This window comes from Devosia sp. XK-2, from assembly GCF_037113415.1.
GTDB lineage: Bacteria > Pseudomonadota > Alphaproteobacteria > Rhizobiales > Devosiaceae > Devosia.
The window spans coordinates 2886946-2913525 of the sequence record NZ_CP146608.1; the positions used below are offsets into that span (position 1 = coordinate 2886946).

28 protein-coding genes are annotated in these 26580 nt (G+C 62.2%); 20 read left to right on the forward strand and 8 right to left on the reverse strand.

What is annotated here, in order from left to right; all coding sequences use genetic code 11:
- Positions 1-43: 43 nt before the first annotated feature.
- On the reverse strand, positions 44-745 hold the full coding sequence (locus tag V8Z65_RS14185) for an anti-sigma factor (RefSeq protein WP_338720803.1): 702 nt from the start codon (positions 743-745) through the stop codon (positions 44-46).
- Positions 742-1293: a sigma-70 family RNA polymerase sigma factor gene (locus V8Z65_RS14190; RefSeq protein ID WP_338720804.1), complete on the reverse strand. Its 552-nt coding sequence runs from the start codon at positions 1291-1293 to the stop codon at positions 742-744. The genes V8Z65_RS14185 and V8Z65_RS14190 overlap by 4 nt, the downstream gene beginning before the upstream one ends.
- A gap of 179 nt (positions 1294-1472) precedes the next feature.
- Between V8Z65_RS14190 and argB the strand changes: the two genes are divergently transcribed.
- Positions 1473-2375 (forward strand): acetylglutamate kinase, encoded by a 903-nt coding sequence (argB, locus tag V8Z65_RS14195; RefSeq protein ID WP_338720805.1) that lies wholly within the window; start codon positions 1473-1475, stop codon positions 2373-2375.
- 7 nt (positions 2376-2382) lie between these two features.
- Here the strand turns inward: argB and V8Z65_RS14200 are convergent, their stop codons facing one another.
- Positions 2383-2856 carry a MarR family transcriptional regulator gene (locus tag V8Z65_RS14200; protein WP_338720806.1) on the reverse strand — a complete coding sequence of 158 codons (474 nt, stop codon included), beginning with the start codon at positions 2854-2856 and terminating at the stop codon, positions 2383-2385.
- Positions 2857-2919: 63 nt separating this feature from the next.
- On the opposite strand from V8Z65_RS14200, the gene V8Z65_RS14205 reads away from it, so the two are divergent.
- Positions 2920-4140, forward strand: a complete 1221-nt coding sequence (locus V8Z65_RS14205) for an NAD(P)/FAD-dependent oxidoreductase (RefSeq protein WP_338720807.1) — start codon at positions 2920-2922, stop codon at positions 4138-4140.
- 31 nt (positions 4141-4171) lie between these two features.
- Here the strand turns inward: V8Z65_RS14205 and V8Z65_RS14210 are convergent, their stop codons facing one another.
- From V8Z65_RS14210 to V8Z65_RS14220, 3 genes are all read right to left on the reverse strand, one after another.
- Entirely contained in the window at positions 4172-5650 is a 1479-nt protein-coding gene (locus V8Z65_RS14210) for a DHA2 family efflux MFS transporter permease subunit (RefSeq protein ID WP_338720808.1), read from the reverse strand.
- A gap of 2 nt (positions 5651-5652) precedes the next feature.
- Positions 5653-6288 (reverse strand): TetR/AcrR family transcriptional regulator, encoded by a 636-nt coding sequence (locus tag V8Z65_RS14215; protein WP_338724031.1) that lies wholly within the window; start codon positions 6286-6288, stop codon positions 5653-5655.
- Positions 6289-6451: 163 nt separating this feature from the next.
- Positions 6452-6874, reverse strand: a complete 423-nt coding sequence (locus V8Z65_RS14220; protein ID WP_338720809.1) for a nitroreductase/quinone reductase family protein — start codon at positions 6872-6874, stop codon at positions 6452-6454.
- A gap of 132 nt (positions 6875-7006) precedes the next feature.
- Between V8Z65_RS14220 and ilvA the strand changes: the two genes are divergently transcribed.
- The 10 genes from ilvA to V8Z65_RS14270 all read left to right on the forward strand — a co-directional run bounded on the left by ilvA (position 7007) and on the right by V8Z65_RS14270 (position 16180).
- Positions 7007-8527 carry a threonine ammonia-lyase, biosynthetic gene (gene ilvA, locus V8Z65_RS14225; RefSeq protein ID WP_338720810.1) on the forward strand — a complete coding sequence of 507 codons (1521 nt, stop codon included), beginning with the start codon at positions 7007-7009 and terminating at the stop codon, positions 8525-8527.
- A 175-nt stretch (positions 8528-8702) separates the two neighbouring features.
- On the forward strand, positions 8703-9920 hold the full coding sequence (locus V8Z65_RS14230; RefSeq protein ID WP_338720811.1) for a hypothetical protein: 1218 nt from the start codon (positions 8703-8705) through the stop codon (positions 9918-9920).
- A gap of 77 nt (positions 9921-9997) precedes the next feature.
- Complete coding sequence (locus tag V8Z65_RS14235) at positions 9998-10699, forward strand: pyrimidine 5'-nucleotidase (protein WP_338720812.1); 702 nt, start codon at positions 9998-10000, stop codon at positions 10697-10699.
- Between the two features lie 76 nt (positions 10700-10775).
- Positions 10776-12653 carry an ABC transporter ATP-binding protein gene (locus tag V8Z65_RS14240; RefSeq protein WP_338720813.1) on the forward strand — a complete coding sequence of 626 codons (1878 nt, stop codon included), beginning with the start codon at positions 10776-10778 and terminating at the stop codon, positions 12651-12653.
- A gap of 72 nt (positions 12654-12725) precedes the next feature.
- On the forward strand, positions 12726-13079 hold the full coding sequence (locus V8Z65_RS14245; protein ID WP_338720814.1) for a metalloregulator ArsR/SmtB family transcription factor: 354 nt from the start codon (positions 12726-12728) through the stop codon (positions 13077-13079).
- Positions 13076-13612, forward strand: coding sequence for an arsenate reductase ArsC (locus V8Z65_RS14250; protein WP_338720815.1), 537 nt, complete (start codon positions 13076-13078; stop codon positions 13610-13612). Before V8Z65_RS14245 ends, V8Z65_RS14250 begins: the two co-directional genes overlap by 4 nt.
- Positions 13605-14276 carry an MIP/aquaporin family protein gene (locus tag V8Z65_RS14255; RefSeq protein ID WP_338720816.1) on the forward strand — a complete coding sequence of 224 codons (672 nt, stop codon included), beginning with the start codon at positions 13605-13607 and terminating at the stop codon, positions 14274-14276. The genes V8Z65_RS14250 and V8Z65_RS14255 overlap by 8 nt, the downstream gene beginning before the upstream one ends.
- A complete protein-coding gene (arsC, locus tag V8Z65_RS14260) occupies positions 14273-14692 on the forward strand; it encodes an arsenate reductase (glutaredoxin) (RefSeq protein WP_338720817.1) in 420 nt (139 codons plus the stop codon). The genes V8Z65_RS14255 and arsC overlap by 4 nt, the downstream gene beginning before the upstream one ends.
- 63 nt (positions 14693-14755) lie before the next feature.
- On the forward strand, positions 14756-15082 hold the full coding sequence (locus V8Z65_RS14265) for a metalloregulator ArsR/SmtB family transcription factor (RefSeq protein WP_338720818.1): 327 nt from the start codon (positions 14756-14758) through the stop codon (positions 15080-15082).
- 120 nt (positions 15083-15202) lie between these two features.
- The gene (locus tag V8Z65_RS14270; RefSeq protein ID WP_338720819.1) at positions 15203-16180 is read left to right on the forward strand and encodes a cation diffusion facilitator family transporter; all 978 of its coding nucleotides are present in this window, start codon (positions 15203-15205) and stop codon (positions 16178-16180) included.
- Here V8Z65_RS14270 and V8Z65_RS14275 read toward each other — a convergent pair.
- Positions 16177-16923: an SDR family NAD(P)-dependent oxidoreductase gene (locus V8Z65_RS14275; protein ID WP_338720820.1), complete on the reverse strand. Its 747-nt coding sequence runs from the start codon at positions 16921-16923 to the stop codon at positions 16177-16179. The genes V8Z65_RS14270 and V8Z65_RS14275 overlap by 4 nt on opposite strands.
- The gene (locus V8Z65_RS14280) at positions 16904-18145 is read right to left on the reverse strand and encodes a TIGR03862 family flavoprotein (protein WP_338724032.1); all 1242 of its coding nucleotides are present in this window, start codon (positions 18143-18145) and stop codon (positions 16904-16906) included. Before V8Z65_RS14280 ends, V8Z65_RS14275 begins: the two co-directional genes overlap by 20 nt.
- Positions 18146-18273: 128 nt before the next feature.
- Here V8Z65_RS14280 and V8Z65_RS14285 point away from each other — a divergent pair, with 128 nt between their 5' ends.
- The 8 genes from V8Z65_RS14285 (at position 18274) to V8Z65_RS14320 (ending at position 26579) form a co-directional block, all read left to right on the forward strand.
- Positions 18274-19323, forward strand: coding sequence for an HD domain-containing phosphohydrolase (locus V8Z65_RS14285; protein WP_338720821.1), 1050 nt, complete (start codon positions 18274-18276; stop codon positions 19321-19323).
- A gap of 485 nt (positions 19324-19808) precedes the next feature.
- Complete coding sequence (locus tag V8Z65_RS14290) at positions 19809-20135, forward strand: STAS domain-containing protein (protein WP_338720822.1); 327 nt, start codon at positions 19809-19811, stop codon at positions 20133-20135.
- Positions 20136-20138: 3 nt separating this feature from the next.
- Complete coding sequence (locus tag V8Z65_RS14295; protein ID WP_338720823.1) at positions 20139-20507, forward strand: response regulator; 369 nt, start codon at positions 20139-20141, stop codon at positions 20505-20507.
- Entirely contained in the window at positions 20504-22558 is a 2055-nt protein-coding gene (locus V8Z65_RS14300) for a chemotaxis protein CheA (RefSeq protein ID WP_338720824.1), read from the forward strand. Before V8Z65_RS14295 ends, V8Z65_RS14300 begins: the two co-directional genes overlap by 4 nt.
- Positions 22555-23088, forward strand: coding sequence for a chemotaxis protein CheW (locus V8Z65_RS14305; protein WP_338720825.1), 534 nt, complete (start codon positions 22555-22557; stop codon positions 23086-23088). Before V8Z65_RS14300 ends, V8Z65_RS14305 begins: the two co-directional genes overlap by 4 nt.
- The gene (locus V8Z65_RS14310; RefSeq protein WP_338720826.1) at positions 23085-25181 is read left to right on the forward strand and encodes a methyl-accepting chemotaxis protein; all 2097 of its coding nucleotides are present in this window, start codon (positions 23085-23087) and stop codon (positions 25179-25181) included. Before V8Z65_RS14305 ends, V8Z65_RS14310 begins: the two co-directional genes overlap by 4 nt.
- Positions 25182-25195: 14 nt before the next feature.
- Entirely contained in the window at positions 25196-25660 is a 465-nt protein-coding gene (locus V8Z65_RS14315; RefSeq protein ID WP_338720828.1) for a chemotaxis protein CheW, read from the forward strand.
- A 55-nt stretch (positions 25661-25715) separates the two neighbouring features.
- Positions 25716-26579, forward strand: a complete 864-nt coding sequence (locus V8Z65_RS14320) for a CheR family methyltransferase (protein ID WP_338720829.1) — start codon at positions 25716-25718, stop codon at positions 26577-26579.
- The last annotated feature ends 1 nt before the right edge of the window (position 26580 follow it).

Below are 26580 nucleotides of genomic sequence, written 5' to 3' on the forward strand. Positions count from 1 at the left end.
CACCCTTGATCCCCCGCCATGGCGGGGGATCAAGGGTGGCGGTTCAAATCTGGTGCACTTCGCCCAGGGCCACGACCGGCCCGGTCGCCTTACCTTCTGGCGCCCCGCCCTTGGGTTCGAGCGTAACGGCCAGTACCGAGCCTTCGCCCCAGCCAGCCTGGACCTCCTCGCTCAGTTCCACCACCGAGCGCCTATTGACCGGGATAACACCCATGGAAATGGGATCCCGGCCACCCTGGATGGCCCAGAGTTCGAGATCGCGATCTGAGGGGACCTCACCCGAAAGGGCCGTCAGCCGCACCGCGCCGGAGCCGTCATAAAGCGCCAGGAACCGCACATCGCTGCCCTCGGCCGCGAGCGCGGCGACGAGCTGGGTCGTCAGGCTGGTCACATCTGGTGCTGGCCGCATGAGGTTGAGCCCGATGGCAGCGACGGCAACCGCCAAGGCGCCGGCGGCGACGCTGCGCCAAAGGACCAGGCTGTTCCAAAAGGATGGCCTATCTGCGGGCCCAAACAAGCGTGCCTCGATCCTGGCAAAGGCATGGGCGGGCGCGGCCACTGCGGCAAATTCGCCATCCAGCGCCGCAAAGCGGGTCGCCCAGAAATCCCGCTCTGCCTGCAGGCCGGGATCGGCGGCGATCAGCGCCTCGACACGCGCATGCTCGGCCGGCCCGAGCAGGCCCAGGACATATTCGGCCACCAGCGCGCCCCGCGCCGTGCCGCCAATATCGTCTCCTGCGCTCATGCCGTCAGACACTCTCTGAGTTTGATCAGGCTGCGGCGCAGCCAGGTTCGCATTGTGTTGAGCGGCACCGAGAAACGCTGCGCCAGCTCGTCATAACTATAGCCATCGAGGTAAGCGCCGCGCACGGCCTCGGCTCTGTCCGGCTCCAGGGTCGCCAGGCAGGTCTCGATCCTTTGTCCATCCTCGCTGGACTGTGCCAGTCGTTCCGGGCTCGGTCCGGTATCGGCAATCTCCATGGCCGCATCCAGACCGTCGCCGGCTGGCCGGCGCGCCCGGACCATGTCGAGCGCATGATTACGTGCGATGGCCACCAGCCAGCTGATGGGCGAATATTGCCCATCTACATAACGGTCGGATCGCTGCCAGATCTTGATATAGACCTCCTGTATCGCCTCTTCGGCCTCGGCCCTGTTTTTCAAGATACGCAGCACCACGCCGAACAGTTTCGCGCTGGTGCGTTGATAGAGAGCGCGGAATGCCAGCCGGTCGCGCAGCGCACAGCGCGCGATCAAATCCGCAATCTCGGCGGTTCCGGATTGTTGTGGCATGGGCTCTGGCCCTCCCGTCCATGAGGCCGTGCCGCGGCCTTTCACGATATTACGCAGGCATGGGACAAATGGATCACCGCTCTTCAAAAAAGCTAGGCAAGGGCGTTTCATAGGAACGCGAAATCGACTAGACCCATTTGCCGAGACGACAAGGCCTTGCCAGGGAGCCATAGCCCACCATGACCGACCATGCCCCCGACACCGACCGCTTCAGCCATGATGCGGGTATCCTGGCGCAGGCCCTGCCCTATATGCAGCGCTATGAGGGCAAGACCGTCGTGGTCAAATATGGCGGCCATGCCATGGGCGACCTCAAGCTCGGCCAGGCCTTTGCCCGCGATATCGCGCTTCTAAAGCAATCCAAGGTCAATCCGATCGTGGTGCATGGCGGCGGGCCGCAGATCGCCTCAATGCTCAAAAATCTCGGCATCGAATCCAAATTCGAGGGCGGGCTGCGCGTCACTGACCAACGCACCATGGAAGTGGTCGAAATGGTTCTGGCCGGCTCGATCAACAAGGAAATCGTCGCCCTGATCAATGCCGAGGGCGAATGGGCCATCGGCCTCTGCGGCAAGGACGGCAATATGGTTTTCGCCAAAAAGGCGGAAAAGACCATCAAGGATCCCGGCTCCAATATCGAGCGCGTACTCGATCTCGGTTTTGTCGGTGAACCTGTCGAGGTGGACCGGACGCTGCTCGACCTTCTGGCCCGCTCCGAGCTGATCCCGGTGATCGCACCGGTGGCGCCGGGGCGCGACGGCAATACCTACAATATCAATGCCGATACCTTTGCCGGCGCTATTGCCGGCTCGCTCGGCGCCAAGCGTCTCCTGTTCCTCACCGATGTGCCCGGCGTGCTCGACAAGGATGGCAAGCTCATTCCCGAATTGACCGTGCGCGACGCCAAGGCGCTGATCGCCGACGGCACCATTTCGGGCGGCATGATCCCCAAGGTCGAAACCTGCCTCGAAGCGCTCGACAATGGCGTGGAAGGCGTGGTGATCCTCAATGGCAAGCAGCCCCATGTGGTGCTGGTGGAACTGTTCACCGAATTCGGCGCCGGCACATTGATCGTGCGCTGACCGTCTTTCAGGCGCGCGCGGTGCCGCGCGCCTCCAACTCGGCCGCGGCCTTCTCCTGCACCGCCATGGCAGCGGCCACGACCCTTTGCATCACCTTCAATTCGTCCAGTGTAAACTGGTCGAGCATGGCCGCGCCCGCCTCGGCCATCGGGGCATAAACGTCCCGCGCCAACGCCAGGGCAGCCGCATCGGCGACCACCATGACCTTGCGCCGATCGGCCGGGTCAGCTTGTCGCCGTACAAAACTGCGCCGCTCGAGGCGATCCAATAGGGTCGTCACGGCCGCCGGGGTCAACTGGATTTCCCGCGCAATGGCACTGGCGGTCTGCGGACCGTTCATCAGAAAACTCAGGCACAGCCGTTCTGACGCTGACAGCGCGTAAATGCGCCCGACCAGCTCGTCGAATTTCTGTGTCTGATCCTGCCAACGCATGATCGCCAGACCCAGATCGGCGATCAGGCTTTGCTTCGGGCTTGACATTTTAACTCCACAATCTAATTGTTAGATTATCTAATAATAAGTTGGACTGCATGAATGTCGCTTATGACCACAGCACCCGCAACCCCCAAATCGCAACCATCCATTGCCATTTGCGGCGGCGGCATCGGCGGATTGGCCACCGCCCTGGCCCTCCGGAACAAGGGGTTCCGCGCCACGGTTTTCGAGCGATCGGATGCCGATAGGCTTCGCAGTGAAGGCCTGTTCCTGACGCTGGCGCCCAATGGCATCAATGCCTTGCGCGCGCTGGGACTGGCCGAGGCAGTTCTGGCCACCGGACTCCAGACCAAGGGCCTGGCTGTCTATAATGAACGCGGCCGGCTGCTGACCATTGTCGACTATGCCAGCCACGCCCAGACCTTCGGCGCGGCCTCCGTCACCATTCAGCGCGGCGCCCTGGCAGGCATCCTGCTCGATACGGCAATCAAGGCGGGTATCGAAGTCCGCGATGCGACGGCAGTCGAAACGGTCCGCGAAACTGAGAATGGCGTCGAACTGGTTGCCGGGAGCAAGACCGAGCATTTCGATATCGTCCTGGCCTGCGACGGCATCCGCTCGCGCATCCGCCAGCAGATTTTCCCCGATCTCCCCCAACCCGCCTATACCGGGCAGATCGGCACCGGCGGGATCACCGACGAACCTCGGATTGCCCCGACCGATGGGCTTATGCGCATGACATTCGGGCGCAAAGCCTTCTTTGGCTATATCAAGGCGCCGGGGCAACCTGTCCATTGGTTCAACAATTACCCCGCCCCTGAAAACGCCACCGGCCCGGTAGAGGACGCGGCGCAGTTCGGCGCCAAGCTCCGCGACATGCATGCCGACGATCCTCTGGACAATCTGGCCATCTTGGATGCCGCCGGCCCCGTCGCCCGCAGCTACCCGGTCTATGACATGCCGGCATTGGCACGCTGGCACACCGACCATGTCCTGCTCATGGGCGACGCCGCCCACGCCGTCGCCCCGCATTCGGGGCAAGGCGCCTCAATGGCCATAGAGGATGCTGTAGTTCTTGCCGCTTGCCTCGCCGCGGAAGCCCGGGTGACCGATGCCTTTGACCGATTTGTGCACCTGCGGCGCGACCGGGTGGCCAAGGCGATACAGCTGGGCCGCGCGACGGGCTCGCAAAAGCTCGCACAGGGCTGGCTGCAGCTCAAAATCCGCGATCTGATCCTGCCCATCGTCATGCCGATGGCCGCCCGAATGCAAAGCGCCCTGTTTGCCTTTCGCATTGACCAGGACCCGCTCGCCATGCCCCGCCAATAAACGAAAGGCCGCCCATTGGGCGGCCTTTGCTTTATGCTTCCGCTGCAACAACCGGCGCAGGCCGTCCCTGTGGTTGTCCGCTCGACCCCTTGAAGAAGAAGGCCAGCACCAGCACCAGGCCGAACGAGACCACCTGATACCAAAGCGCCAAGGCCGCAGCGTCGGCAAAAGCGGCATGCGGGCCCGCGCCAGCGGCAAAGGAATTGCGCAGATGGGTGAAGAAGATTTCCCCAATCAGGGCGATACCCAAAGCGCCGCCCACCTGCTGGAACGCCTGGAGCGCGCCGGAGCCCGCACCCGCATCACGCGGCGGCACGCTACGCAACACCAATTGGAACAGCGAGGAAAAGCCCAGGCCCAGCCCGATGCCGGCGATCAGCAGCGGCGGCAGGAACCACCATTGGACGATCGTATCGGTCACGCCCGCGACGATGAAGTGCAGCCAGGCAATACCCACGGTCAAAAGGGCACCGGCACCGGCCAGGCGGCTGCGCAGATAGTGCGAGCCAAAGCGCCCGGCAATGGCCGAGGCGATCAGCACGCCCACCGAAAAGGGCGTATTGGTCAGACCCGACTGCAGCGGGGAGAAGCCGAAGCCAGCCTGCAGCAGCAATGAAATCACCATGAACATGCCCGGAATGCCCGAGGCAAAGACGGTGACCACAAAGGCACCGAACATGAAGTCCTTGCTGCGCAGCAGATCATAGTTGAGCAATTGCGGCTCGCCGGCAGCAGCGCGACGGCCCTGCCAGACATAGAAGATCGCCAGCATGACAAGACCAAAGGCGATCGTGCCGAAGGCCCAGAGCGGCCAGCCATAGGCGCGACCCTCCACGATGGGGAAGACCACGGCCACGATGCCCACGCCGAAAAAGCCGATGCCCACATAGTCATTCTTGAGATCGGGATGGCCCGGCAAGCGCGCGATAAGGAACCAGCCAGCAATGATCGCACCGATGCCGATGGGAACATTGACAAGAAAGATCGGCTGCCAGTCCAGCCCGAACAGATGCGCGTCGATCAACAACCCGCCCAGGATCGGACCGCACACGGCGGCGAGCCCGGCCGACAGACCGAACAGCGAGAAGGCCTGCCCCCGTTCATGCGGCGGGAAGGTCACGGTGGCAATAGCGAGCACCTGCGGCGTCATCATTGCCCCACCCAGACCCTGCAGCACGCGGGCGGCAATCAGCATCTCGATGGATGGTGCCATCCCGCAAAGCGCTGAGGCGACGGTAAAGGCAGCCACGCCGATCAGGAACATGTGGGTGCGGCCCACAATATCGCCCAGTCGTCCGAAGGGCAGCAGGCCAAGAGCAAAGGCCAGCACATAGGCGGCGATCACCCATTCGATCTGGCTATCGGTAGCGCCAAGATTTTCGCGCATGGATGGCAACGCCACGTTGACGATGGTGACGTCGATCAGATTCATGAAATTGGCGATCAGCAGGATCGCCAGGGAGAGCCAGCGGCGCGGATCCGGCGGCGCCTCGGCATGAGATGCAGACATGATTAGTCCCCTTTACTGACGGGCGCGACAAAGGCCCGCTCAAGCTCTGAAAACACCGCTTCGATTTCCGCGCGGCTTGGTTCTGCGGCACGCCAACTGGCCACTGTGCCTAAAAAGATCTGGGCAGCAGCCGCAGGATCGAGATCTGAACGCAAGGTTCCGTCCTTCGCCCCGATTGCAAAAACGTCGGCAAGCATGGTCTTCCAATAGCCGGTCATCGGTCGGATAATGTCAGCAATGGACGGGTCGCGGCGTGACCGCTCGATAAGCTCGGCCATGATGCTGAGCCGATCAGGCGCGTCGATCATGGACTCGACGACGTCCTCGATCTCCATGCGCAGCAATTGTTGCCCGGTCTTGCCATCGCGCGGCCTGCGATTGCCTTGATCCTTGAATTCCTGCTTAAGGCTCTGCGCGACCAGTGCAACCAAAGCTTCTTTGCTCGGCACGTGATAATGCAGAGTCGCAATATTAATGCCGACACGCGCTGCAATATCGCGCGTCCGCAGGCCTTCGAGCCCTCTTTCAACAATCAGAGCCCGGGCCGCTTTGGCGATCGCCAAACGGCGTTCGTCGCCACTCTCGCGCTTTTGACAATCAACTTTCATGGCCGCCTCTTTACGCCCATAGATAACCACAATCAATCACTTGATTGAGAAATATCAGATATGCGTTTTCTGCCCATATTTGAGCACAGGGACGCTGCAGGCCCTGACCATTCGGGAGTGGCCTGGACCGTCGAGACAAATAATTCTTCGCAAAGCGGCGCGCGTCGCGGCGCTCTGCGAAGAGTTGCAACGGCTAACGGCGCGTGAGTTCGATGACCGGAATGACCTCGCGCGAGGTTTTTTGCTCATAGTCGGCAAATTGGGGGAAGCGCCGGGCTTGCTCGGCATAGATTGCCGCCCGGTCCTCACCTTCAAGCACACGCGCGCGCACCGGAATGCGCGTGATCGTGTCGCCATCGCCCACTTCGATCTCGACATCGGGATTGGCAAGCAGATTATGGTACCAGGCCGGATTGTTCGGGCCGCCGGCATAGGAGGCAAAGATATACCAGGGACCGTCGCCATCCTTCTGATACATCAGGGGCTGCAATCGCTCCTCTCCGCTCTTGGCGCCGATACTATGCAGCAGCAGAACGGGCGCATTGGCAAAATACCCGCCGGGTTTGCCGCCATTGGCCTTGAAATCGGCAATAACAGTCGCGTTGAAATCGTTCATCTCTATCATCCGCCTCTCAAATCTTGCCCCGGGCCTATTCCCGGACCAGAAAGACAAGGTGGGACATGATGTTGACAAATGCCAGAGGCGGGCGTCCATCACCACCAATACCCGCCCGACCGGAACGGACCCATGACCGACTATGTACGCAAAATCCTGACCTCTTCGGTTTATGAGGTGGCCGAACAGACGCCGCTCGAAAAGATGGAGCTGCTATCGAGCCGGCTTGGCCACACTATTCTGGTCAAGCGCGAGGACTTGCAGCCGGTTTTTTCGTTCAAGATCCGGGGCGCGCACAATCGTATCGTGCATCTGAGCGCCGAAGAGCGGGCGCGCGGCGTCATTTGCGCCTCGGCAGGCAACCATGCCCAGGGCGTGGCGCTGTCGGCGACCCGGCTGGGCATCCGTGCCATTGTGGTCATGCCCACGACCACGCCGATCATCAAGGTCAATGCCGTCAAGCGCCTTGGCGGCGAAGTCGTCTTGTTCGGCGATGGCTTCGACGCGGCGCGGGACCACGCCATGACCCTGGCCCAAAAGCATGGCCATGTCTTCGTGCACCCCTTTGACGACCCCGATGTCATAGCCGGGCAAGGCACTGTGGGCCTTGAAATCATGCGCCAGCACCCCGAGCCGATCGGAGCGATCTATGTGCCGGTGGGTGGCGGCGGGCTTGCCGCGGGCATTGCCAGCTTCGTTAAATTCCTCAGGCCCGAAATCCGCGTAATCGGCGTCGAACCCGATGAGGCGGCCAGCATGAAAGCGGCCATAGAGGCGGGCAAACCGGTGCCGCTCGATCAGGTGGGCCTGTTTGCCGACGGCGTTGCCGTGCGCCAGGTAGGAGACGAGACCTTCCGGCTTTGCCGGGACCTGCTCGACGATATTGTCACCGTTTCGGCCGACGAAATCTGTGCCGCCATCAAGGACATATTCGACGACCATCGCGCCATTACCGAGCCGGCCGGCGCCCTGGCGCTTGCCGGCCTGCGCCGCGATGTCGAAAACGGCAATGCGCCCAGGGACGGCGCGCTGATCGCCATTAATTCGGGCGCCAATGTCAATTTCGACCGCCTGCGCTACGTCGCCGAACGGGCCGAAATCGGGGAACGCGCCGAAGCGCTGTTGGCCGTGACCATTCCCGAAAAGCCGGGCAGCTATCGCGCTTTTATCCGGCTGATCGGCAATCGCGCTATTACCGAGTTCAACTACCGCTATCGGGCCGGCGACAGCGCCCGCATCTTTGTCGGCGTCAAGCTGTCGCGCGGCGATGCGGAAAAGCGCGAAATCATCGACCTTTTGCAGGCCAATGGGCTGGCCGTCACCGATCTCACCGACAATGAAGTGGCAAAGCTGCATGTGCGGCATATGGTGGGCGGCCGGGCCGCGGGCCTGACCCATGAACAGGTCTTCCGCTTCCAATTCCCCGAGCGGCCCGGAGCGCTGTTGAAATTCCTCGAAGGCCTGAACGATGCTTGGAACATTTCGCTGTTTCATTATCGCAACCATGGCTCGGATTATGGGCGCGTGCTTGTCGGCGTGCAGGTGCCGCCCGAGACGCGCGCCGACTTCTTCGCCCATATCGATGCCATCGGCTTTCCCTACTGGGACGAGACGGAAAACCCGGCCTATCGCCAGTTCCTGCACATGGACTGAGCGAAAAAACCGACATTAGGCTGAAATAAACCGCTTCTATAGCGGACGGACCTATTTCCGCCACGAGGCCATTGCATTTGCGCCGCTAAGGGGCAATTTGTCGACAAAGCGCGCGGGACTGAATTTTGATGCCCGCGCGTCAGTCATTTCGAGGGACAACAAGACAATGATCACAATGAGCAAGACCACCGGCCTGATGACCGCCACCGGGCTGGCCGCCTTTGCTTTGGTGCAGCCGGCCATGGCGCTGGACGCCCAGACTTTTATCGACCGCGTCGAAGCGGTCTATAAGGTGATGGGCTATGACATGAACTTCGGCGAGGCCACCCTGTCAGGCGACACCATCACCGTCGATGGCGTGACCGTCGCCATGCAGGGTATCGAGCCGATGGCCTTCGATACGGAGCTGACGTTCTCCGGCGTGGTGGAAAATGATGATGGCAGCTATTTCGCCGACAGCCTGACTATTCCGGACCTCGACATCGAATTTGGCGATGAGCACAAGGGCCATCTCACCCTGGCCGATATCGTGGCCGAAGACCTCTGGCTGCCGCCCGAAGGCGAGACCGGCGCCGAAGTGCTGGTGCAGGTCATGGGCCGCATGGCCACCGGCCCGCTTTCCGTGTCGCGCGACGGCGTCGAGGTCATCCGCATCGACAGCATGGAGACCACCTCCGAATTTGCTTTCGACGAAAATGATGCACTCGAATCGATCTATTCGACCGCAGCCGTCACCAATATCTGGGCGGACCTGTCCACGGTCGGTGAAGAAGAGCCGGAAGCCGGCGCGGTGATCGAGGCGCTGGGCCTGACGATCCTTTCGGGCAATATCAACCAGACGGTCAACTGGACCATGGCCGATGGCCGCCTGGTCTTTGAGGAAAGCCAGATCGACTTTACCGATATCGGCGCCATCAATTTCGCCGCCGACATTTCCGGCTTCACCCTCGACATGCTCGACAAGATCTACGCCATGCAGGCATCCGATCTCGACCCGACCAGCGAAGAGGCGCAGGCCAAGCAGATGATGGCCGGCATGGAAATCGCCCAGGCCCTGTCCATTGGCGCGATGTCGCTGCGCTATGACGATGCCGGGATCGCCCCCAAGCTGCTCGACTTTTTCGCCGCCCAGTCCGGCGCCGATCGCGCCAGCTTTGTCGAAGGGCTCAAGGCCATGCTGCCCGCCATGATTGCCGAAAGCGACATTCCGGCGCTGAACGAGGTGGTCGTCCCGCCGGTTTCGGCCTTCCTTGATGACCCGCAGAACCTGGAAGTCGCCGTCAAGCCGGCCTCGCCCACCTCGGTTCTGGTGCTGGCCGCCGCGGCCGCCAATCCGGCTGGGCTTATTCAGGCGCTCGGCCTGACCGTGACCGCCAATACCAAAACCAAGTAAGTCGCGTGCGGGGCCTTCGGGCCCTGCATCCCTCCCCGACTGGTGAAACCTTCACCCTTTTGTGCCACTCTGGCTCCATGACCGCATTACGCCTCCCCAATGCCAGTCTCGACCACGTCACCGACTGGGTCTTCGATCTCGACAACACGCTCTATCCGCGTGAATGCAATCTGTTTGCCCAGATCGACACGCTGATCACCCATTATGTGATGGAGGTGACGCGGCTGGATTTCGACAGGGCGCGCAGTCTGCAAAAGGATTATTACCGGGATTTCGGCACGACGCTGAACGGGCTGATGCACAAGCACGATATTGATCCGGACCATTTCCTGTCGACCGTGCATGCCATCGATTATTCGCCCGTCGATCCGCATCCCGATCTGGTTGAAGCCATTGCCGCCCTGCCCGGCCGCAAATTCATCCTCACCAATGGTGATACCGGCCACGCCCGCGCCGTATTGAGGCGCCTGGGTGGTGACCATCTGTTCGAGCATGTGCACGACATTCGCGCCATGACCTTCGTGCCCAAGCCGCACCGGGAAGCCTATGACGGCTTCTTTGCCCGGCACGATATCGATCCGACCCGCGCCATCATGTTCGATGATCTCGAGAAAAATCTGGTGGTGCCGCACGAACAGGGCATGGCCACCGTACAGGTGGTGGCGGGCGCAGATTTTGCCCATGAGCAGGTGGAGGCCTGGGAACTGGGGCGAACGACCGGGCCGCATGTGCATCATGTGACCGGTGACCTGGCCGGGTTCCTGCGCAACCTGCCCTGAGACGCCGCGCAAAAGACAAGGCGGGCAGTCACTTGTCCCTATTCCCGTGCCTGCGGGAACTGGCTAGATTGGCCCCATGACCGATCTGCCCGGGCGCCGTCCGCCGCCCATTCCCGAACAAAGCCCGACCATTCGCGACCAGCTCGACAATCTCGTGCATCTGGGGCGGCTCATCGCGCAGATCTGGCGCACCAGCAAAAGCCTGACCACCGCCGGCCTGGCGCTGCGGCTGCTCGCCGCCCTGCAGCCGGTGGCCGTGCTCTATGCCGCCAAGCTGATCGTGGATGAAGTGGTGCGCCTGTCCGCGATCACCCCGCCGGGACCGGGCATTCTCGACTGGTTCAATGCCGGTACGCTCAACGCTATGATCGGCTTTTTGCTGCTCGAACTGGCCCTGGTTCTGGCCAATGACATTATTGCCCGCGCCACCGGCCTAGTGGATTCAGTGCTGTCGGAACTCCATTCCAATCAGGTCAGCGTCGAGCTGATGGAACACGCCGCGCGGCTTGATCTGGCTCATTTCGAGAGCGCCGAATATCAGGACCGGCTGGAGCGGGCCCGGCGCCAGGCGGCCGGGCGCAACGCCCTTTTGAGCCAGATTTTCGGCCAGGCCCAGGACATCATAACGGTCCTTACCCTGGCCGCAGGCCTGTTCTTTTATGCCCCCTGGCTGATCCTGCTGCTGCCGCTGAGCTTCATCCCCTCGGTCTGGGGCGAGGCCCGGTTCAATTCGCTGGCCTATATGCTCAGCCGCTGGCGCACGCCGGAACGGCGCGAGCTCGAATATCTGCGCCATATCGGAGCCAGCGCCGAAACCGCCAAGGAAGTGAAGCTCTTCGGTCTTGGCGATTATCTGGTCACGCGCTTCAAAAAGCTGGCACATCAGATCTTTGTCGAGAACCGTCGCGTCGCCACCTTGCGGGCCGGCTGGGGTGCGCTCTTTGCCGCCATTGCGAGCCTGGCCTATTACGCCGCCTATGGCTTTATCGTCTGGCGCACCATTACCGGCGCTTTCACCCTGGGCGATCTGGCCTTTCTCTCCGGTTCATTCCTCAGGCTCAATGGCCTGTTCCAGCGCATATTGCTCGGCTTCACCCAGATTGCCGGGCAATCCATGTATCTGGACGATCTCTTCTCCTTCTTCGAGATCGAACCGACCGTCTTGCCGCCGGCACACCCCAAGACATTCCCCGCGCCGATCCGTTCCGACATCGTCTTTGACAATGTCGGCTTCAAATATCCCGAGACCGAAAACTGGGTGGTGCGTAATCTCTCCTTCACCCTGCCCGCGGGGGAGACGCTGGCGCTGGTGGGCGAGAACGGGGCGGGCAAGACCACTATCGTAAAGCTCCTGACTCGCCTCTACGACCCCAGCGAAGGCCGCATTACCATAGACGGCGTCGATCTCAAGGATATGGCGCCCATCGACATCCACACCCATGTCGGCGTGATCTTCCAGGATTTCATCCGCTATTCCTTCAGCGCCCGCGACAATATCGGCGTCGGCCGCATCGAGGCGCGCGAGGATCAGGACCGGATCGACAGCGCTGCCGAGCAGAGCCTGGCCGATGGCGTCATTGCCAAATTGCCCAAGGGCTATGACCAGCAATTGGGCCGGCTGTTCCGCCAGGGCCGCGACCTTTCGGGCGGCGAATGGCAGAAAGTGGCCATTGCCCGCGCCTATATGCGCGATGCCGAGCTGATCATTCTCGATGAACCCACCGCGGCCCTCGACGCCAAAGCGGAGGCGGAAGTTTTTGCCCGCTTCAAGGGACTTGCGGCCGGCAAGACGGCGGTGATCATCTCACACCGCTTCTCGACTGTGCGCATGGCCGACCGCATTCTGGTGCTCGACAATGGCGCCATTCTCGAAGCCGGCACGCATGAACAACTGGTGGCGCTCAAGGGCCGCTATGCCGAACTGTTTGAGCTGCAGGCGGCGGGGTATCGGTAGGGCCTACTGTCGTTCCCAGCCAGTCACCCCACCGTCTTGCAACCGTCACAATATATCGATAAATCTCGATATATGGATGACACTGCAATCATAGAAGCCCTCTCCGCCCTGGCGCAGCCGACCCGCCTCGCGGCCTTCCGCCTGGCGGTTGAACACGAGCCCGACGGCTTGCCGGCCGGCGAGATCGCGCGCCGGCTCGAGGTGCCGCAAAACACCATGTCCACCCATCTGGCCCAATTGGCCCGCGCCGGCCTGCTTGTGGCCGAAAAGCACGGGCGCACCATCGCCTACCGCGCCCAGATCGACCATATGCGGGCGGTGATGGGCTATCTCGTCAATGACTGTTGCGGCGGCCGGCCCGAGCTCTGTGCGCCGCTAATCGAGGACATCACCCCCTGCTGCGTTCCCGAGGAGGCTCGCCAATGACCGACGACCAGACCGACCGCGTCTACAACGTATTGTTCCTGTGCACCGGCAATTCTGCCCGCTCCGTCCTAGGCGAGGCGATCATGAATGCCGCGCCGGGCGGCAAGTTCAAGGCTTTCTCGGCCGGCAGCCAGCCAAAGGGCGAGGTTAATCCGCTGACCCTGCATACGCTCAAGGAAATGGGCCTGCCCACTGAGGGCTATCGCTCCAAATCCTGGGACGAATTCGCCATGCCCGACGCACCCAAGCTCGATTTCGTCTTCACTGTCTGCGATGATGCGGCCGGCGAAACCTGTCCCTTTTGGCCCGGCCAACCCATGACCGCCCATTGGGGTGTTGCCGACCCGGCCGCCGTCGAGGGCAGCGAATTGGACAAGGTCAATGCCTTCCGCAACGCTGCCAATTTCCTGCGCCGCCGCATCGAGGTCTTCACCGCCCTGCCGCTGGCCACCATCGACAAGATGTCGCTCAAGGCCAAGCTCAAGGATATCGGCAAGCTCGATGGCGCCACCGAAAAGGCCACCAATGGCTGACCGGTTCCGCAATCTTGCCGCCGAGGCTTTGGGCACCGGCCTCCTGGTCGCCACCGTGGTCGGCTCGGGCATCATGGCACAACGCCTGACCGGCGACATCGCTTTGGCGCTCTGGGCCAATACGGCGGCCACCGGCGCAATTCTCGTGGTGCTGATCGGCCTGTTCGGGCCCATTTCCGGCGCCCATTTCAACCCGGCCGTGACCCTGGTCATGGCCCTCAAGCGCCAATTGAGCGCTGCCGATGCCGGGTTCTATATTGTCGCCCAGATCTGCGGCGCCATGCTGGGCACGCTATTGGCACACCTGATGTTCGACCTGCCGCTGGTTTCGGCCTATGCTGATCCGCGCAACGGGGCGAGCCAATGGCTCAGTGAAGTGGCGGCGACCTTTGGCCTGGTGCTGGTCATTCTGGTGTCGCTCCGGCATTCGTCCGAGCAGATTGCCCTGCGTGTCGGGCTCTATATCGCCGCCGCCTATTGGTTCACCGCTTCGACATCCTATGCCAATCCCGCTGTCACCATCGGCCGCGCATTGACGTCGAGCTTTGCCGGCATCGGCCCCGCCGATGTGCCCGGCTTTATCCTCGCCCAGATCGCCGGTGCTCTGCTCGCCCTGGCCCTTGCCACCTGGCTTCTGCGCGACCCTTCGGAGCGATCAGCATGACGGTCACCATTTACCATAACCCCGATTGCGGTACGTCGCGCAACACGCTGGCCATGATCCGCGGCGCAGGTATCGAGCCCGACGTGATCCTTTACCGCGATACGCCGCCCAGCCGCCAGCGGCTCGTTCAATTGATCGAAGGCGCAGGTCTGTCTGTGCGCGACGCCATAAGGATCAAGGACACGCCCTATTTCGATCTGGGTCTGGATGACGTCTCGCTTTCAGAAGACGCCCTGCTCGATGCCATGCTGGACCATCCCATCCTCATCAATCGGCCCTTCGTTGAAACCGATCATGGCATTCGTCTATGCCGGCCCTCCGAAGTGGTGCTCGACATCCTGCCCGAGGCGCTTCGCATTCCCTTCACCAAGGAAGACGGAGAGATGGTCATCGACCAGGACGGCAAACGAGTCTGACTGGTCAGAGGCGGCAAAGCGCCCTACCTATGGGTCAGCAAGCCCCAAACGGACCCGAGCCCCGTGCCCCTGCCCGAAGACAATCACCTCACCGTTATCGCCGAGACCTATCGCCTGCTCGGCGACCCCACCCGCCTCAAGGTGGTGCTGACTTGCCTGGAAGGCCCAATCGCGGTGGGCGATATCGCCGGCAGGATCGGCGCCAGCCAGTCGCTGGTCAGCCACCATCTGCGCCTTTTGCGCGCCGCCCGGCTGGTGCGGGGCACCCGGCGCAACAAGCAGGTCCTGTACGAGGCCGCCGACGATCACATTGCCCGCATGCTTTCGGACATGATTGCCCATGCCATGGAAGAGCACGACCCGGCCGAGGAAGACGAGGACCGCGACTGACAGCAGGCACTAGGCCGGCGGAACCGTCCCAGCCAGGGCCCGTTGCCAAGCAGAGAGTGGCATATTGACTTCGTGATATATGAATGTATGTTCATATGTACATTCAATATGGAGCAACCAGTGGCGGAAGACGAACACAAGCATGACCACGGCGCCCACAGTCATGTTCATCCCTCCCATGATCACGACCATGCCGGCCATAGCCACGCGCCCAAAGTCAGCGCGGGCAATGAACGGGCCGTATTGATCGGCCTCTGCCTGACGGCCGGCTTCATGGTGGCCGAAATCATTGGCGGCGTGCTATCCGGATCATTGGCGCTGATTGCCGATGCCGGGCATATGCTGACCGATACCATAGCGCTGTTTCTGGCCTGGCTGGGCTTCAGACTGGGGCGCCGGCCCGCCGATGCCCGCCGCAGCTTCGGCTATTCGCGGCTCGAGGTTCTGGCCGGTCTCATCAATGCCCTGTCGCTTTTTGCCCTGGTCGGTTGGATCGCCTATGAGGCGGTGCAGCGCTTTTTCAGCCCCGAAGAGGTCCTCGCCGGCCCCATGCTGATCGTCGCGGTGCTGGGCCTGGTGGTCAATCTGGTAGTCTTCCGCATTCTGTCGAGCGCCGATGCCGACCACGTCAATATCAAGGGCGCTTTACTCCATGTTCTGGGCGACCTGCTCGGCTCGGTCGGCGCCATCGCCGCGGCTGTCACCATCTGGCTGACCGGCTGGATGCCAATTGACCCGATCCTGTCGGTCCTCGTCGCCATACTCATTCTGCGAAGTGCCTGGGCGCTGTTGATGCGGACCTTCAACATTCTCATGGAAGGCGCACCCGACGGCGTGGACATTGCAGAAGTGCGCGCAGACCTGCGCCGGGCCATACCGGGCCTCATCGATGCCGGCCATCTCCATGTCTGGGCCCTGTCTTCAGGCAAGACCATGGCGACGCTGGACATTGCCCTTGCCCCCAATGCCGACCCCGCAACGGTCACTGCCGCCGTCAAAGAGCGGCTGGAGCATGAGCACGACATCGGCCATGCGACCGTGGAAATCGACTGGGGCGGCGATGCGGCCAGCTGTCCCGCGGCGGCCGCTCGGCATTAATAGGTCGCGCGGCCGCCGGAGAGATCAAAGACGCTGGCCGTGGTGAAACTGTTTTCGGCACTGACCAGCCAGGCCACCATGGACGCGGCCTCCTCGACCTCGAGAAAGCGACCGCGTGGTATGCGCGAGAGCATATAGGCGATGAAATCCTCGGTGAGCGTATCGAGAATGCGGGTCTTGGCCGTGGCGGGGGTGATCGCATTGACCGCAATGTCATGGGTCGCCAGCTCCTTGCCGAGCGACTTGGTCATGCCGATGACCCCGGCCTTGGCCGCCGCATAGGCCGAAGCGGTCGGATTGCCCTCCTTGCCGGCAATCGAGGCGATATTGACGATACGGCCGTAATTGCGCGCCTTCATGCCCGGCACCACGACCCGATTGACGTAGAAAGTGCCGTTGAGATTGATATCGATGACGCGGCGCCATTCCTCCGGATCATATTCATCCAGCGTGGCATTGGTCCCGGCAATGCCGGCGGAATGAACCAGGATGGAGACCGAGCCGACCTTCTGTTCGGTCGCCGCATGGGCGCGTTCGAGACCGGCGAGATCGGTGACGTCGACGATTTGCCGGGACGCTCCCGCGCCGAGCGCCGCTACCGCCCTGGCCAGCACTTCCGCATCGCGATCCCAAAGGCTGACCTTGGCGCCTGAGGCCAGAAGGCGGTGGGCAATGGCAAAACCTAAGCCCTGCGCACCGCCGGTGACCACGGCCACCTGGCCCTCAAGGTCGATCCTGTTCATTCTTGCCCTCCAGGACATATTGCGCTGCCGCCAGTCCGGCTGCCCGGCCGGTCGCAAAACAGGTCGTCAGCAGATAGCCGCCCGTCGGCGCCTCCCAATCCAGCATTTCGCCGGCAACGAAGACGCCAGGCAAGGCCTTGAGCATGAAATTATCGTCCACGCCCGCCCAATCAATGCCACCGGCCACCGAAATGGCCTCGGCGATGGGCCGCGGGCGCAGGACCGGCAAAGGCAATGACTTGATCGCCGCCGCCAGCGCCTCCGCAGGCAGGGTGGCACAATCGGGCCGGCATTCGCGCAGAAGCCCGAGCTTGACCCCGTCAAGCCCCGCCGCCTTGCGCAGCCGGTTGGAAAAACTGGCCTTGGCCGGCTGCCGGGCCAGACCACGCACCAATCCCTCAACGGAGCGCCCCGGTGCCAGGTCAAGCTCCAGGGCCGCAACGTCATAGTGTTCGAGTTGATCGCGCAGCGCCGAGGCATGGGCGTAAACAAGGCTGCCCTCTATGCCCCACCGCGTCACCACAAACTCGCCCGGCAAAGCGCCGGCAGGGCTCCGCGCGACCACCGCCTTGACCGGTTGGCCCGCATGGCGCTCGGTCATGACCGGGGACCACGCCACTTCAAAACCGCAATTGGCTGGCCGGAACGGTGTGATCGCCACGCCTTTCTCCGCCAGCCGGGGTAGCCAGGCCGCATTGGACCCCAGCCGCGGCCAGCTCGCACCGCCCAGCGCCAATATCACCGCATCAAACCGCTCGCTGACCTCGCCGGTCGGCGTATCGAATAAAAGCCGCTGCCCGCCAAAGCCGGCCCAGCGATGGCGCATACGCAGTTCGACGCCCTGCCCTGACAACCTGCTGAGCCAGGCGCGCAAAAGCGGCGAGGCCTTCATGGCTGTGGGAAAGACCCGGCCCGAGGAACCCACAAACGTCTCTATGCCCAGTCCGGTACACCAGGCGCGCAACATATCCGGCGAAAAACCATCGAGCGCGGCGCGCAAACGCGTCCGGGCTTCGCCATAGCGGCGATCAAACGCCGGTCGCGGCTCGGCATGGGTGATATTGAGGCCCGACTTGCCCGCCATGAGCAGCTTGCGCCCGACACTTGGCATGGCCTCGAACAGGACCACCGACAGCCCCTGACCGGCCGCCGCTTCGGCCGCCATCAACCCCGCCGGCCCTCCACCTATAACTGCCACCCGGCCCAAAGCCACACCACACACTTGATCGCCACCCCGCAGGACATTGCTAACCAATCTTCCAGGCCATTGCCACGGCCCGATTCCTGTTAAGGTTCATCTAATGATGCCCCTCCTATGCTCGACCCGATTGAGGCGGGGGCCACAAGCACATGCGACTGCTGATCGTCGATGACAGCCGATCCAGCCTTGCGCTGATCGGAAGCATCATCAAGGACACAGTGATGGGTGAGATCGAGCTCTGCCTCAATCCGCTCGAGGCACTGAAACTGTGCCAGGATCAGCAGTTCGACCTGATCATTGTCGACCACATCATGCCCGAAATGGACGGCGTCGCCTTTACTGCGGCCCTGCGGTCCCGCCCCAGCTACCGCATCGTCCCCATTATCATGGTCACCTCCGACCTCGACAAGGCCGTCCGGATCGAGGCGATCAAGGCCGGCGCCACCGACTTCCTCCACAAACCCTTCGACGCTACCGAGCTGCAGGCGCGCGTTACCAATCTGCTGGCGCTGCGCCTTGCACAGGTGGAACTGGCCGACCGCGCCCAATGGCTGACGCGCGAAGTCGAACGTGCCACTGAACACCTCCTGGCGCGCGAGGAGGAAATCATCCACCGCCTCGCCCGCGCCATCGAATATCGCGACGGCGACACGGGCGAACACGTCTCCCGCGTGGCCATGATCAGCCAATTGATCGGGGAAGGCATCGGCCTGCCGCCCGAGCGTTGCCGCATGATCTATCTCACCGCCCCGCTGCACGATGTCGGCAAGATCGGCATTGCGGACGCCATCCTGTCCAAGCCGGGCAAGCTGACCGACGAGGAAATGGCGATCATGCGCGAGCATGTGACCATCGGAGCCCGCATTCTGGAACGGGGTAGCTCGGACCTGATCCGCACCGCCGAACTGATCGCCCAGAGCCATCACGAAAAATGGGACGGCACCGGCTATCCCGACCGCCTGGCAGGCGCTGACATTCCGGTCGAAGCGCGGATCGTGGCTATTGCCGATGTCTTTGATGCTCTTTGTTCGGAGCGTCCCTACAAACCGGCCTGGCCGATCGACAAGGCCTATGCCGAGATCGTCCGCTGCAGCGGCACCCATTTCGACCCGACCTGCGTGGCGGCCTTCCGCGCCAAATGGCCCGAGATCTCCGCCATCATGCAGCCAGAGGCTTCGCTTCAGGCCGTCGGCTTCTAGCCCGCCTTTTCCGCCCCAGCTCCATTTCAGAAAAGGCCGCCCATTGCGGCTTGCCTGAATTGCCATGGGCTCGATAGCATTTCGGCCGGGGCGATAACGCGACCACAAGTGAATCAAATAATATAACCCTTCGAATTCTTGCGAATCGACTCTGAGTCGAAAGCGCTCGATTCAACAGCAAAAACGTTAGATTCAAAGAACCGCGAAAAGACTCGCAAAAATCGAATTGATTAAGACAAATACCATTTGAAGTAATATTTAAAATCGGTTCCAAAAATTGGCAGAAATGTGGTGAGTGTAACCATCGGTTAAACGATGGGTGTGAGTATAGTATCAAGCCGGATGGGAATACGGCGAAAAGATTATCGTAGAAACGTAGTAGCGAGCGCCACCCGCACCAGTCCTTTTCGCCTACCGATTTCCCAGCGCCCTTTGCGGTAGAGAGACAGAATGTCACCTATAGTAACTTGCGTACGGTCATACGCATGACCGAACAGACACACATGCTCGTTTTGACGGGAGATGCAGGCATCAAACAAGCAACCGAAGTTGCTGACAGCCTGCGCCAAGCCATCGACAATCACGCGGCAATTGCCATCGATACGCAGACCATTTCTGCGGCCGACATCACCACCGTCCAGACCCTGCTTGCTGCCCGCGTCCATGCCCGTGCCAAGGGCAAGGCGCTGACGATGCTCGCGCCCCTGGGAGCACCGCTGCAAGCGGTGCTGGATGCAGCCGGCTTTCTCACCCCTGGACAAGACCAGACGGCCTTCTGGTCCGCCACCACCGACAAGCCAGCAGGACACTGAGCCATGAGCAAGACCATTCTGACGATCGACGACAGCGCCTCCATCCGCCAGATGGTGGCCATGACGCTGAGCGGCGCCGGGCTTGATGTGCTCGAGGCCGGCAATGGCCAGGAGGGCTATGAGGTGGCCACCACCAATACGGTCCATGCCATTCTGACCGACCTCAACATGCCTGTCCTCAACGGCATCGAATTTATCCGCAAATATCGGCAGCACCCCTCTTCCAAGGGCATTCCGATCATCCTGCTGACCACTGAATCCGATGACGAGCTCAAGCGTCAGGCCAAGGAAGCAGGCGCGACCGGCTGGATCGTCAAACCATTCAAGCAGGACCAGTTGCTGGCCATCATCAAGAAGGTCACCGGTGCATGAACATTTCCGATCCCACCGAAACCTTCCGCCAGGAAGCGCGCGAACTGCTCGAAGAGCTGGAGGCGGGGCTGCTCGACCTCGAGCAGGATCCCTCCAATGCCGATCTCGTCAATTCCACCTTCCGGGCGCTGCACACCATCAAAGGCTCCGGAGCGATGTTCGGTTTCACTGCCGTGGCCGAATTCGTCCATGAATTCGAAACCGCCTTTGACCAGGTACGCAAAGGCCAGACCCAGGCCAACACAGCGCTGATCGAAGTGGCGCTCGAAGCCAAGGACCACATCCATCTGCTGATCGAGACGCCCGACGCCCGGATCGAGGGCGGCGAGGACATCCTGGCCCATCTGCGCGCCGTGGTGGCCGGGGAGACCGCGGCACCCAAGGCCGCGACCGCCAAACCGGCCAAGCCCGCCGCCGTCGCTGCGGCCGAGCCCCCGCCCAACCCCGTCCAATCGACCTGGCGGCTGGAATTTTACCTGCCCTCCGATGCTCTGATCTATGGCACCAATCCGCTGCTGCTGCTCGATGAACTGGCTCAGATCGGTCCGGCAACCATCACCGCATTGACCGACCGCATACCGGACCTGGCCGTGCTTGATCCGGAAACACCCCATATCGGCTGGCGGGTCGATATCGAGGCCGACGACCCGACATCGGCCATCGATGACGTGTTCCTGTTCCTCAAGGACAATATGGAACTGAGCCTGACCCGGCTTGCAGAGAGCACCGCCGAACCGGCCGCGCCGGACATCGTTGCGACGGTGGAACCGGCCGAGCCCGAACTGGCCCCGGCTGCTCCCGTGCCCTCGCCTCCGTCCTCGTCTCCGCGGGCCAGGCCGGGCGCCGCAGCCGAAACCGCTGACCGCACCGCAGCCTCCTCCCTGCGTGTGCCGGCCGAGCGGTTGGACGAATTGATGGACCGTGTCGGCGAACTGGTGATTGCCCAGGCCCGGTTGAGCCAGATTGCCGGCCTGAGTTCCGACACTGCGCTCAAGACCATTGCCGAAGAACTGGAGCGTCTGTCCTCAGGCCTGCGCGACACGACAATGGGCATTCGCATGGTGCCCATCGGCTCGCTGTTCAGCCGCTTCCGGCGTCTGGTCCACGACCTGTCGAGCGAATTGGGCAAGCCCATCGAGTTCATCACCTCGGGCGAAGAGACCGAGCTCGACAAGACTATGATCGAGCGCCTGGCCGATCCCCTGGTCCACCTTATCCGCAATTCGGTCGACCATGGTCTGGAAAACGCCGAGAAGCGCGCTGCTGCCGGCAAACCAGGCAAGGGCGTCGTGCGCCTGTCGGCGGTCTATTCTGGCGCCGAGGTAGCCATTTCCGTCGCCGATGATGGCGCTGGCCTCAATGCCGAGCGCATCCGCGCCAAGGCCGAGGAAAATGGGCTCATCACGCCCGAGACCAAGCTGACCGACCAGGAACTTTATCAGCTCATTTTTGCGCCGGGCTTTTCGACCGCCAAGGAAGTGACGTCCCTGTCCGGCCGTGGTGTCGGCATGGACGTGGTCAAGCGCACCATTGACGGTCTGCGCGGCACGATCGATGTGTCCTCACGGCCCGGCCAGGGCGCGACCATGACCCTGCGCCTGCCCCTGACCCTGGCCATTATCGATGGCATGCTCGTGCGGGTCGGCAATGGGCGATACACCATTCCCCTGGCTGCGGTCGAAGAATGCGTGGAACTGCCTGAAGGCATAGAGGCTCACGCCAAGGGCCGCAATTTCCTCGATATTCGCGGTGCACTGGTCCCCTATCTGCGGCTACGCGAAGTCTTCGGGATCAAGGGTGAGAGCGAGCCGCACCAGAAGGTGGTGATCGTCTCGTCCGGCGAGGGGCGCGTCGGCCTGGTGGTCGACCAGATCATCGGCAACAACCAGACGGTCATCAAGCAGCTTTCAAAGCTCCATTCAGGCATCAAGTCCTTTTCGGGGGCGACTATCCTGGGCGACGGCACCGTGGCTCTGATCCTGGACACGACCCATCTCGTCGCGGCCGGCCAGGGCTATGTGGACCGCAACCAGATGGGGAGGGCGGCATGAGCATGGCCAGTACCATGGACACAAAACCGGACCAGGCCGGATCGGCCAATGCCATGACGGCGCTGACCATCAGGCTCGATGACGAACTCTTCGCCGTCGAGGCCAGCCGCGTGCGAGAAATTCTCGATCTCGTGCCGATCACCGAGGTGCCCAACGCGCCCGACTTCGTCGGTGGGCTCATCAATGTGCGGGGGCGCGTGGTGCCCTTGGCTGACCTGCGCGTCATGTTCGGCATGAACCGGCCCGAACCGGACCAGGATACGCGCATCGTCGTGATGGAAGTGGATATGGAAGGCGAACCCACCATTGCCGGCATCCTCGCCGACAAGGTCCATGACGTTACCGATATCGAGGCGGCCTCTATCGAGGAAGCCCCAAAGGTCGGCATGCGCTGGCGCCCCGAATTCATCAAGGGCATCGGCAAGCGCAATGGCGGCTTCATCATCATCCCCAATATGGAACGCATTTTCGAAACACCAGGCACAAGAAACGCGCCTGTCGCAGCATCAGAAGAAAGGTCTGCATCGTGAGACTGACTATCAAGACAAAACTGGCAGCCGTCTTCGGCGTTGTCGTCGCCCTGTCTGCCGGCAGCATGTTCATCGCCCTGCAAAATCTGGGCACGCTTAACAATGAGCTGGAAACCATTGTCGAGGTGCGTTCGGCAAACCTGATCCGCTCGGCGCAGATGCAGACGAGCCTGGAAAGCCTTGGCTCGCGCGTGCGCGCTCAGATCATCACCAAGGACCAGGCCGAAAAAGAAGGCTATATCGCCTCGCTCGAGGAAGATTATCGCGAACTTATCGACGGTCATGCCTTCCTTGAAGCCAACACCATGGACACGGTCATCAAGCAGGAATTGCCGGCCTTCCTCGCCAAGGTCGAAGATCTCCATTCGGCCGTGGGACGGGGCCAGGAACTGACCCTGAAAAATTCCGATGCAACGGCCCTGGCCATCAGCCGCAGCGAAGGCAGCGGTTCGCTCGGTGTGTTTGAGGAAACCATGGCCGCCCTGCGCACTTCGCTGCAGCGCAAGGTGGATGCCGGCGATCTCTCGGCCTTCTCCGCCTACCAGGCAGCGACCGAAATGTTCCTGACCGGCACCGACATGTTCCGCCAGCAGCGCAATGTCCTGCTCGCCGCCTCACAGGATCGCGAATTGCAGGAAAAGTGGCATGCGGACTACCTGACCGGCGTAGAGGCCAATGCCGAGCGCCTGCCCGAACTGCAGCGCACCATGCCGGCCTCCGATATGGGGCTCTTCAATGCGGCCCGCGCGGCCTATGACGACATGGTTGCGGCCATGGACAAGGCCGTCGCCGTATCGATGGAGAACGGCGACTATTTCGCGCTCCAGGAAATGCAGACCATCAACACGCTGCGCCGTGAAGCCAATGAAGTCCTCCAGGCCATGATCGACCGCAATACCGTGGTCATGGAGGAAGCCCAGGCCGAGGCCGCCGCGCTCTACCAGACCTCGACCATGCTGCTCATCGGCCTGCTTGTCGGTTCCGCACTGATCGCCGCCATCGCCGCAACCTGGATCGTGGTTTCGATCTCCCGCGCCCTTAACAGCGCCGTGCGCCTGGCCGACGAAGTGGCCGACGGCAATCTCTCGGCCAGCGCCGAGGCCAAGAGCGACGACGAAGTGGGCGACCTGATCAAGACCCTCAACGCCATGACCAAAAAGCTGCGCGAAGTGGTAACCGAGGTTACCTCGGCCACCCGCAATGTCGCGGCTGGATCGCAGGAAATGTCGGCGACTGCCGAGCAGCTGAGCCAGGGCGCCACCGAACAGGCCTCCTCCACCGAAGAGGCGTCCGCGTCGATGGAAGAAATGGCTGCCACCATCAAGCAATCGGCCGACAATGCCTCCCAGACTGAAAAGATCGCGCGTCAGTCCGCTGCCGACGCGATTGCCTCGGGCGACGCCGTCAACAATGCCGTGGCTGCCATGCAGACCATTGCCGACAAGATCATGGTGGTGCAGGAAATCGCCCGCCAGACCGACCTGCTGGCCCTCAACGCGGCGGTGGAAGCCGCCCGCGCCGGCGAGCATGGTCGCGGATTTGCCGTGGTGGCCTCCGAGGTCCGCAAACTGGCCGAACGCAGCCAGTCCGCCGCCGCCGAAATCTCGACGCTCTCGGGCACGACGGTGAAGGCTGCCCAATCGGCCGGCGAAATGCTCTCCAAGCTCGTGCCCGACATTCAGCGCACGGCCGAACTGGTGGAGGAAATCTCCGCCGGCTCCCGCGAGCAGAATGCTGGTGCCGCCCAGATCAACACCGCCATCCAGCAGCTCGACAAGGTGACCCAGCAGAACACTTCGGCCGCCGAGGAAATGTCGGCGACCTCCGAAGAGCTGGCCAGCCAGGCCGAACAGCTCCAGTCCGCCATCAGCTACTTCCGCATCGATCCCGCCTCGATCGCGGCCGTGGCATCCGATGCCCCGGCGGCCAAGGTCGACCTCAAGGCAGCCATTCTCGCCAAGGCGCCGCATATGGCGCCAAAGGCCGGCAAACCAGCCAAGGCCAAGGCCATGAGCAATGGCGGGTTCGACCTCGATATGGGCGATGCGGGCGACGATCTCGACGGTGAATTCAGCCGTCGCGGCGCGGCCTGAGCGGGTATAAAGCCATGGCTGAACAAGCCCAATATGTGACCCTGGGCGTCGCGGAGGAAATCTTCGCGGCGCCGGTCACCAAAGTGCTCGAAATCCTCGACATGCGGCCCGTCGCCCGCCTGCCGCGGGCCCCGGCCAACCTGCTCGGCATGATCGATGTGCGCGGCGAGGGTGTCCCTGTGCTCGACCTGCGCCTGACCCTGGGCATGGAGACGGCACCCGATACCGAAAACACCCGGATTGTGGTGCTCGCCATCAACGGTCAGGACGGTATCCTGACCCTAGGCCTCAGGGCCGATCGGGTGTTCGAGGTTACCGTGCTCGACCATGAAACGCTCGATCCGCCACCGCCCATTTCGGCCGGCTGGGGTGACCAGGTGATCGAGGGCATCGGCCGGCGCAATGGCGAATTCGTCACCGTGCTCGATCTGGATCGCCTGCTGGGCAGCACGCCCCTGCCCGCCACCCGCGCGGCCTGACCCAATCGGCGGCCGGCCCCAGGCTGGCCCCGCTCCCGCCTATCGGAGTATTCAATTGGCTGCCCTTGCACACCGACTTGATGAAGACGACCACCTCACCGACGCCGATTTCCGCAGGATTTCGGCCTTGATCAGCAGGCAGGTCGGCATCAAATTGCCCCCCACGAAACGGTTGATGGTCGAAGGACGGTTGCGCCGGCGCCTGCGCGCGCTCGATCTGCCTGGTTTTTCCGACTATGCCGACTATCTGTTTCGCCAGGATGGCCTGGAGAGCGAGATCACCTTCCTGATCAACGCGGTCACCACCAACAAAACCGATTTTTTCCGCGAGCCCGAACATTTCGAGCTGATGCACAAGCAATTGGTGGCCGACCTCATCGAGCGGCGCCAGGAACGCATGCCATTGCTCAAGGTCTGGAGCGCAGCCAGTTCTACAGGAGCCGAGGCCTATACCATTGCCATGGTATTGGCCGACATGGCTGCGCAACGACGCGACTTCCGCTTTGCCGTGCTGGGCACCGACATTTCAACCGATGTGCTCGAAACCGGCCGCCGCGCCATCTATCCCGCCGAGTTGGTGATGCCCGTGCCGCCGGGCATGCAATCGCGCTATCTCATGCATGCCCGCCGTCCCGGCGCCCGGCCCGATATTCGCATCGTGCCCGAATTGCGTCGCCTGGTGCGTTTCGACCAGCTCAACCTGATGGATACCAATTATCCCTATGACCGCGACGTCGACATTATCTTTCTGCGCAATGTGCTGATCTATTTCGAGAAGGCCGATCAGGCCGCCGTCATTTCCCGGCTCGTGGGACACTTGCGGCCCGGCGGTTATCTCCTTCTTGGCCATTCCGAATCTATGGTCGGCACTTCGATCACCATGCGGCAGGTCGCACCGGCCGTGTTCCAGAAGACGTGAG

Excerpts from the sequence above, each read along its gene's own strand:
- V8Z65_RS14185 (WP_338720803.1), bottom strand. The coding sequence starts at position 745 with ATGAGCGCAGGAGACGATATTGGCGGCACGGCGCGGGGCGCGCTGGTG.
- V8Z65_RS14190 (WP_338720804.1), bottom strand. The coding sequence starts at position 1,293 with ATGCCACAACAATCCGGAACCGCCGAGATTGCGGATTTGATCGCGCGC.
- argB (WP_338720805.1), top strand. The coding sequence starts at position 1,473 with ATGACCGACCATGCCCCCGACACCGACCGCTTCAGCCATGATGCGGGT.
- V8Z65_RS14200 (WP_338720806.1), bottom strand. The coding sequence starts at position 2,856 with ATGTCAAGCCCGAAGCAAAGCCTGATCGCCGATCTGGGTCTGGCGATC.
- V8Z65_RS14205 (WP_338720807.1), top strand. The coding sequence starts at position 2,920 with ATGACCACAGCACCCGCAACCCCCAAATCGCAACCATCCATTGCCATT.
- V8Z65_RS14210 (WP_338720808.1), bottom strand. The coding sequence starts at position 5,650 with ATGTCTGCATCTCATGCCGAGGCGCCGCCGGATCCGCGCCGCTGGCTC.
- V8Z65_RS14220 (WP_338720809.1), bottom strand. The coding sequence starts at position 6,874 with ATGAACGATTTCAACGCGACTGTTATTGCCGATTTCAAGGCCAATGGC.
- ilvA (WP_338720810.1), top strand. The coding sequence starts at position 7,007 with ATGACCGACTATGTACGCAAAATCCTGACCTCTTCGGTTTATGAGGTG.
- V8Z65_RS14230 (WP_338720811.1), top strand. The coding sequence starts at position 8,703 with ATGAGCAAGACCACCGGCCTGATGACCGCCACCGGGCTGGCCGCCTTT.
- V8Z65_RS14235 (WP_338720812.1), top strand. The coding sequence starts at position 9,998 with ATGACCGCATTACGCCTCCCCAATGCCAGTCTCGACCACGTCACCGAC.
- V8Z65_RS14240 (WP_338720813.1), top strand. The coding sequence starts at position 10,776 with ATGACCGATCTGCCCGGGCGCCGTCCGCCGCCCATTCCCGAACAAAGC.
- V8Z65_RS14245 (WP_338720814.1), top strand. The coding sequence starts at position 12,726 with ATGGATGACACTGCAATCATAGAAGCCCTCTCCGCCCTGGCGCAGCCG.
- V8Z65_RS14250 (WP_338720815.1), top strand. The coding sequence starts at position 13,076 with ATGACCGACGACCAGACCGACCGCGTCTACAACGTATTGTTCCTGTGC.
- V8Z65_RS14255 (WP_338720816.1), top strand. The coding sequence starts at position 13,605 with ATGGCTGACCGGTTCCGCAATCTTGCCGCCGAGGCTTTGGGCACCGGC.
- arsC (WP_338720817.1), top strand. The coding sequence starts at position 14,273 with ATGACGGTCACCATTTACCATAACCCCGATTGCGGTACGTCGCGCAAC.
- V8Z65_RS14275 (WP_338720820.1), bottom strand. The coding sequence starts at position 16,923 with ATGAACAGGATCGACCTTGAGGGCCAGGTGGCCGTGGTCACCGGCGGT.
- V8Z65_RS14285 (WP_338720821.1), top strand. The coding sequence starts at position 18,274 with ATGCGACTGCTGATCGTCGATGACAGCCGATCCAGCCTTGCGCTGATC.
- V8Z65_RS14290 (WP_338720822.1), top strand. The coding sequence starts at position 19,809 with ATGACCGAACAGACACACATGCTCGTTTTGACGGGAGATGCAGGCATC.
- V8Z65_RS14295 (WP_338720823.1), top strand. The coding sequence starts at position 20,139 with ATGAGCAAGACCATTCTGACGATCGACGACAGCGCCTCCATCCGCCAG.
- V8Z65_RS14300 (WP_338720824.1), top strand. The coding sequence starts at position 20,504 with ATGAACATTTCCGATCCCACCGAAACCTTCCGCCAGGAAGCGCGCGAA.
- V8Z65_RS14305 (WP_338720825.1), top strand. The coding sequence starts at position 22,555 with ATGAGCATGGCCAGTACCATGGACACAAAACCGGACCAGGCCGGATCG.
- V8Z65_RS14315 (WP_338720828.1), top strand. The coding sequence starts at position 25,196 with ATGGCTGAACAAGCCCAATATGTGACCCTGGGCGTCGCGGAGGAAATC.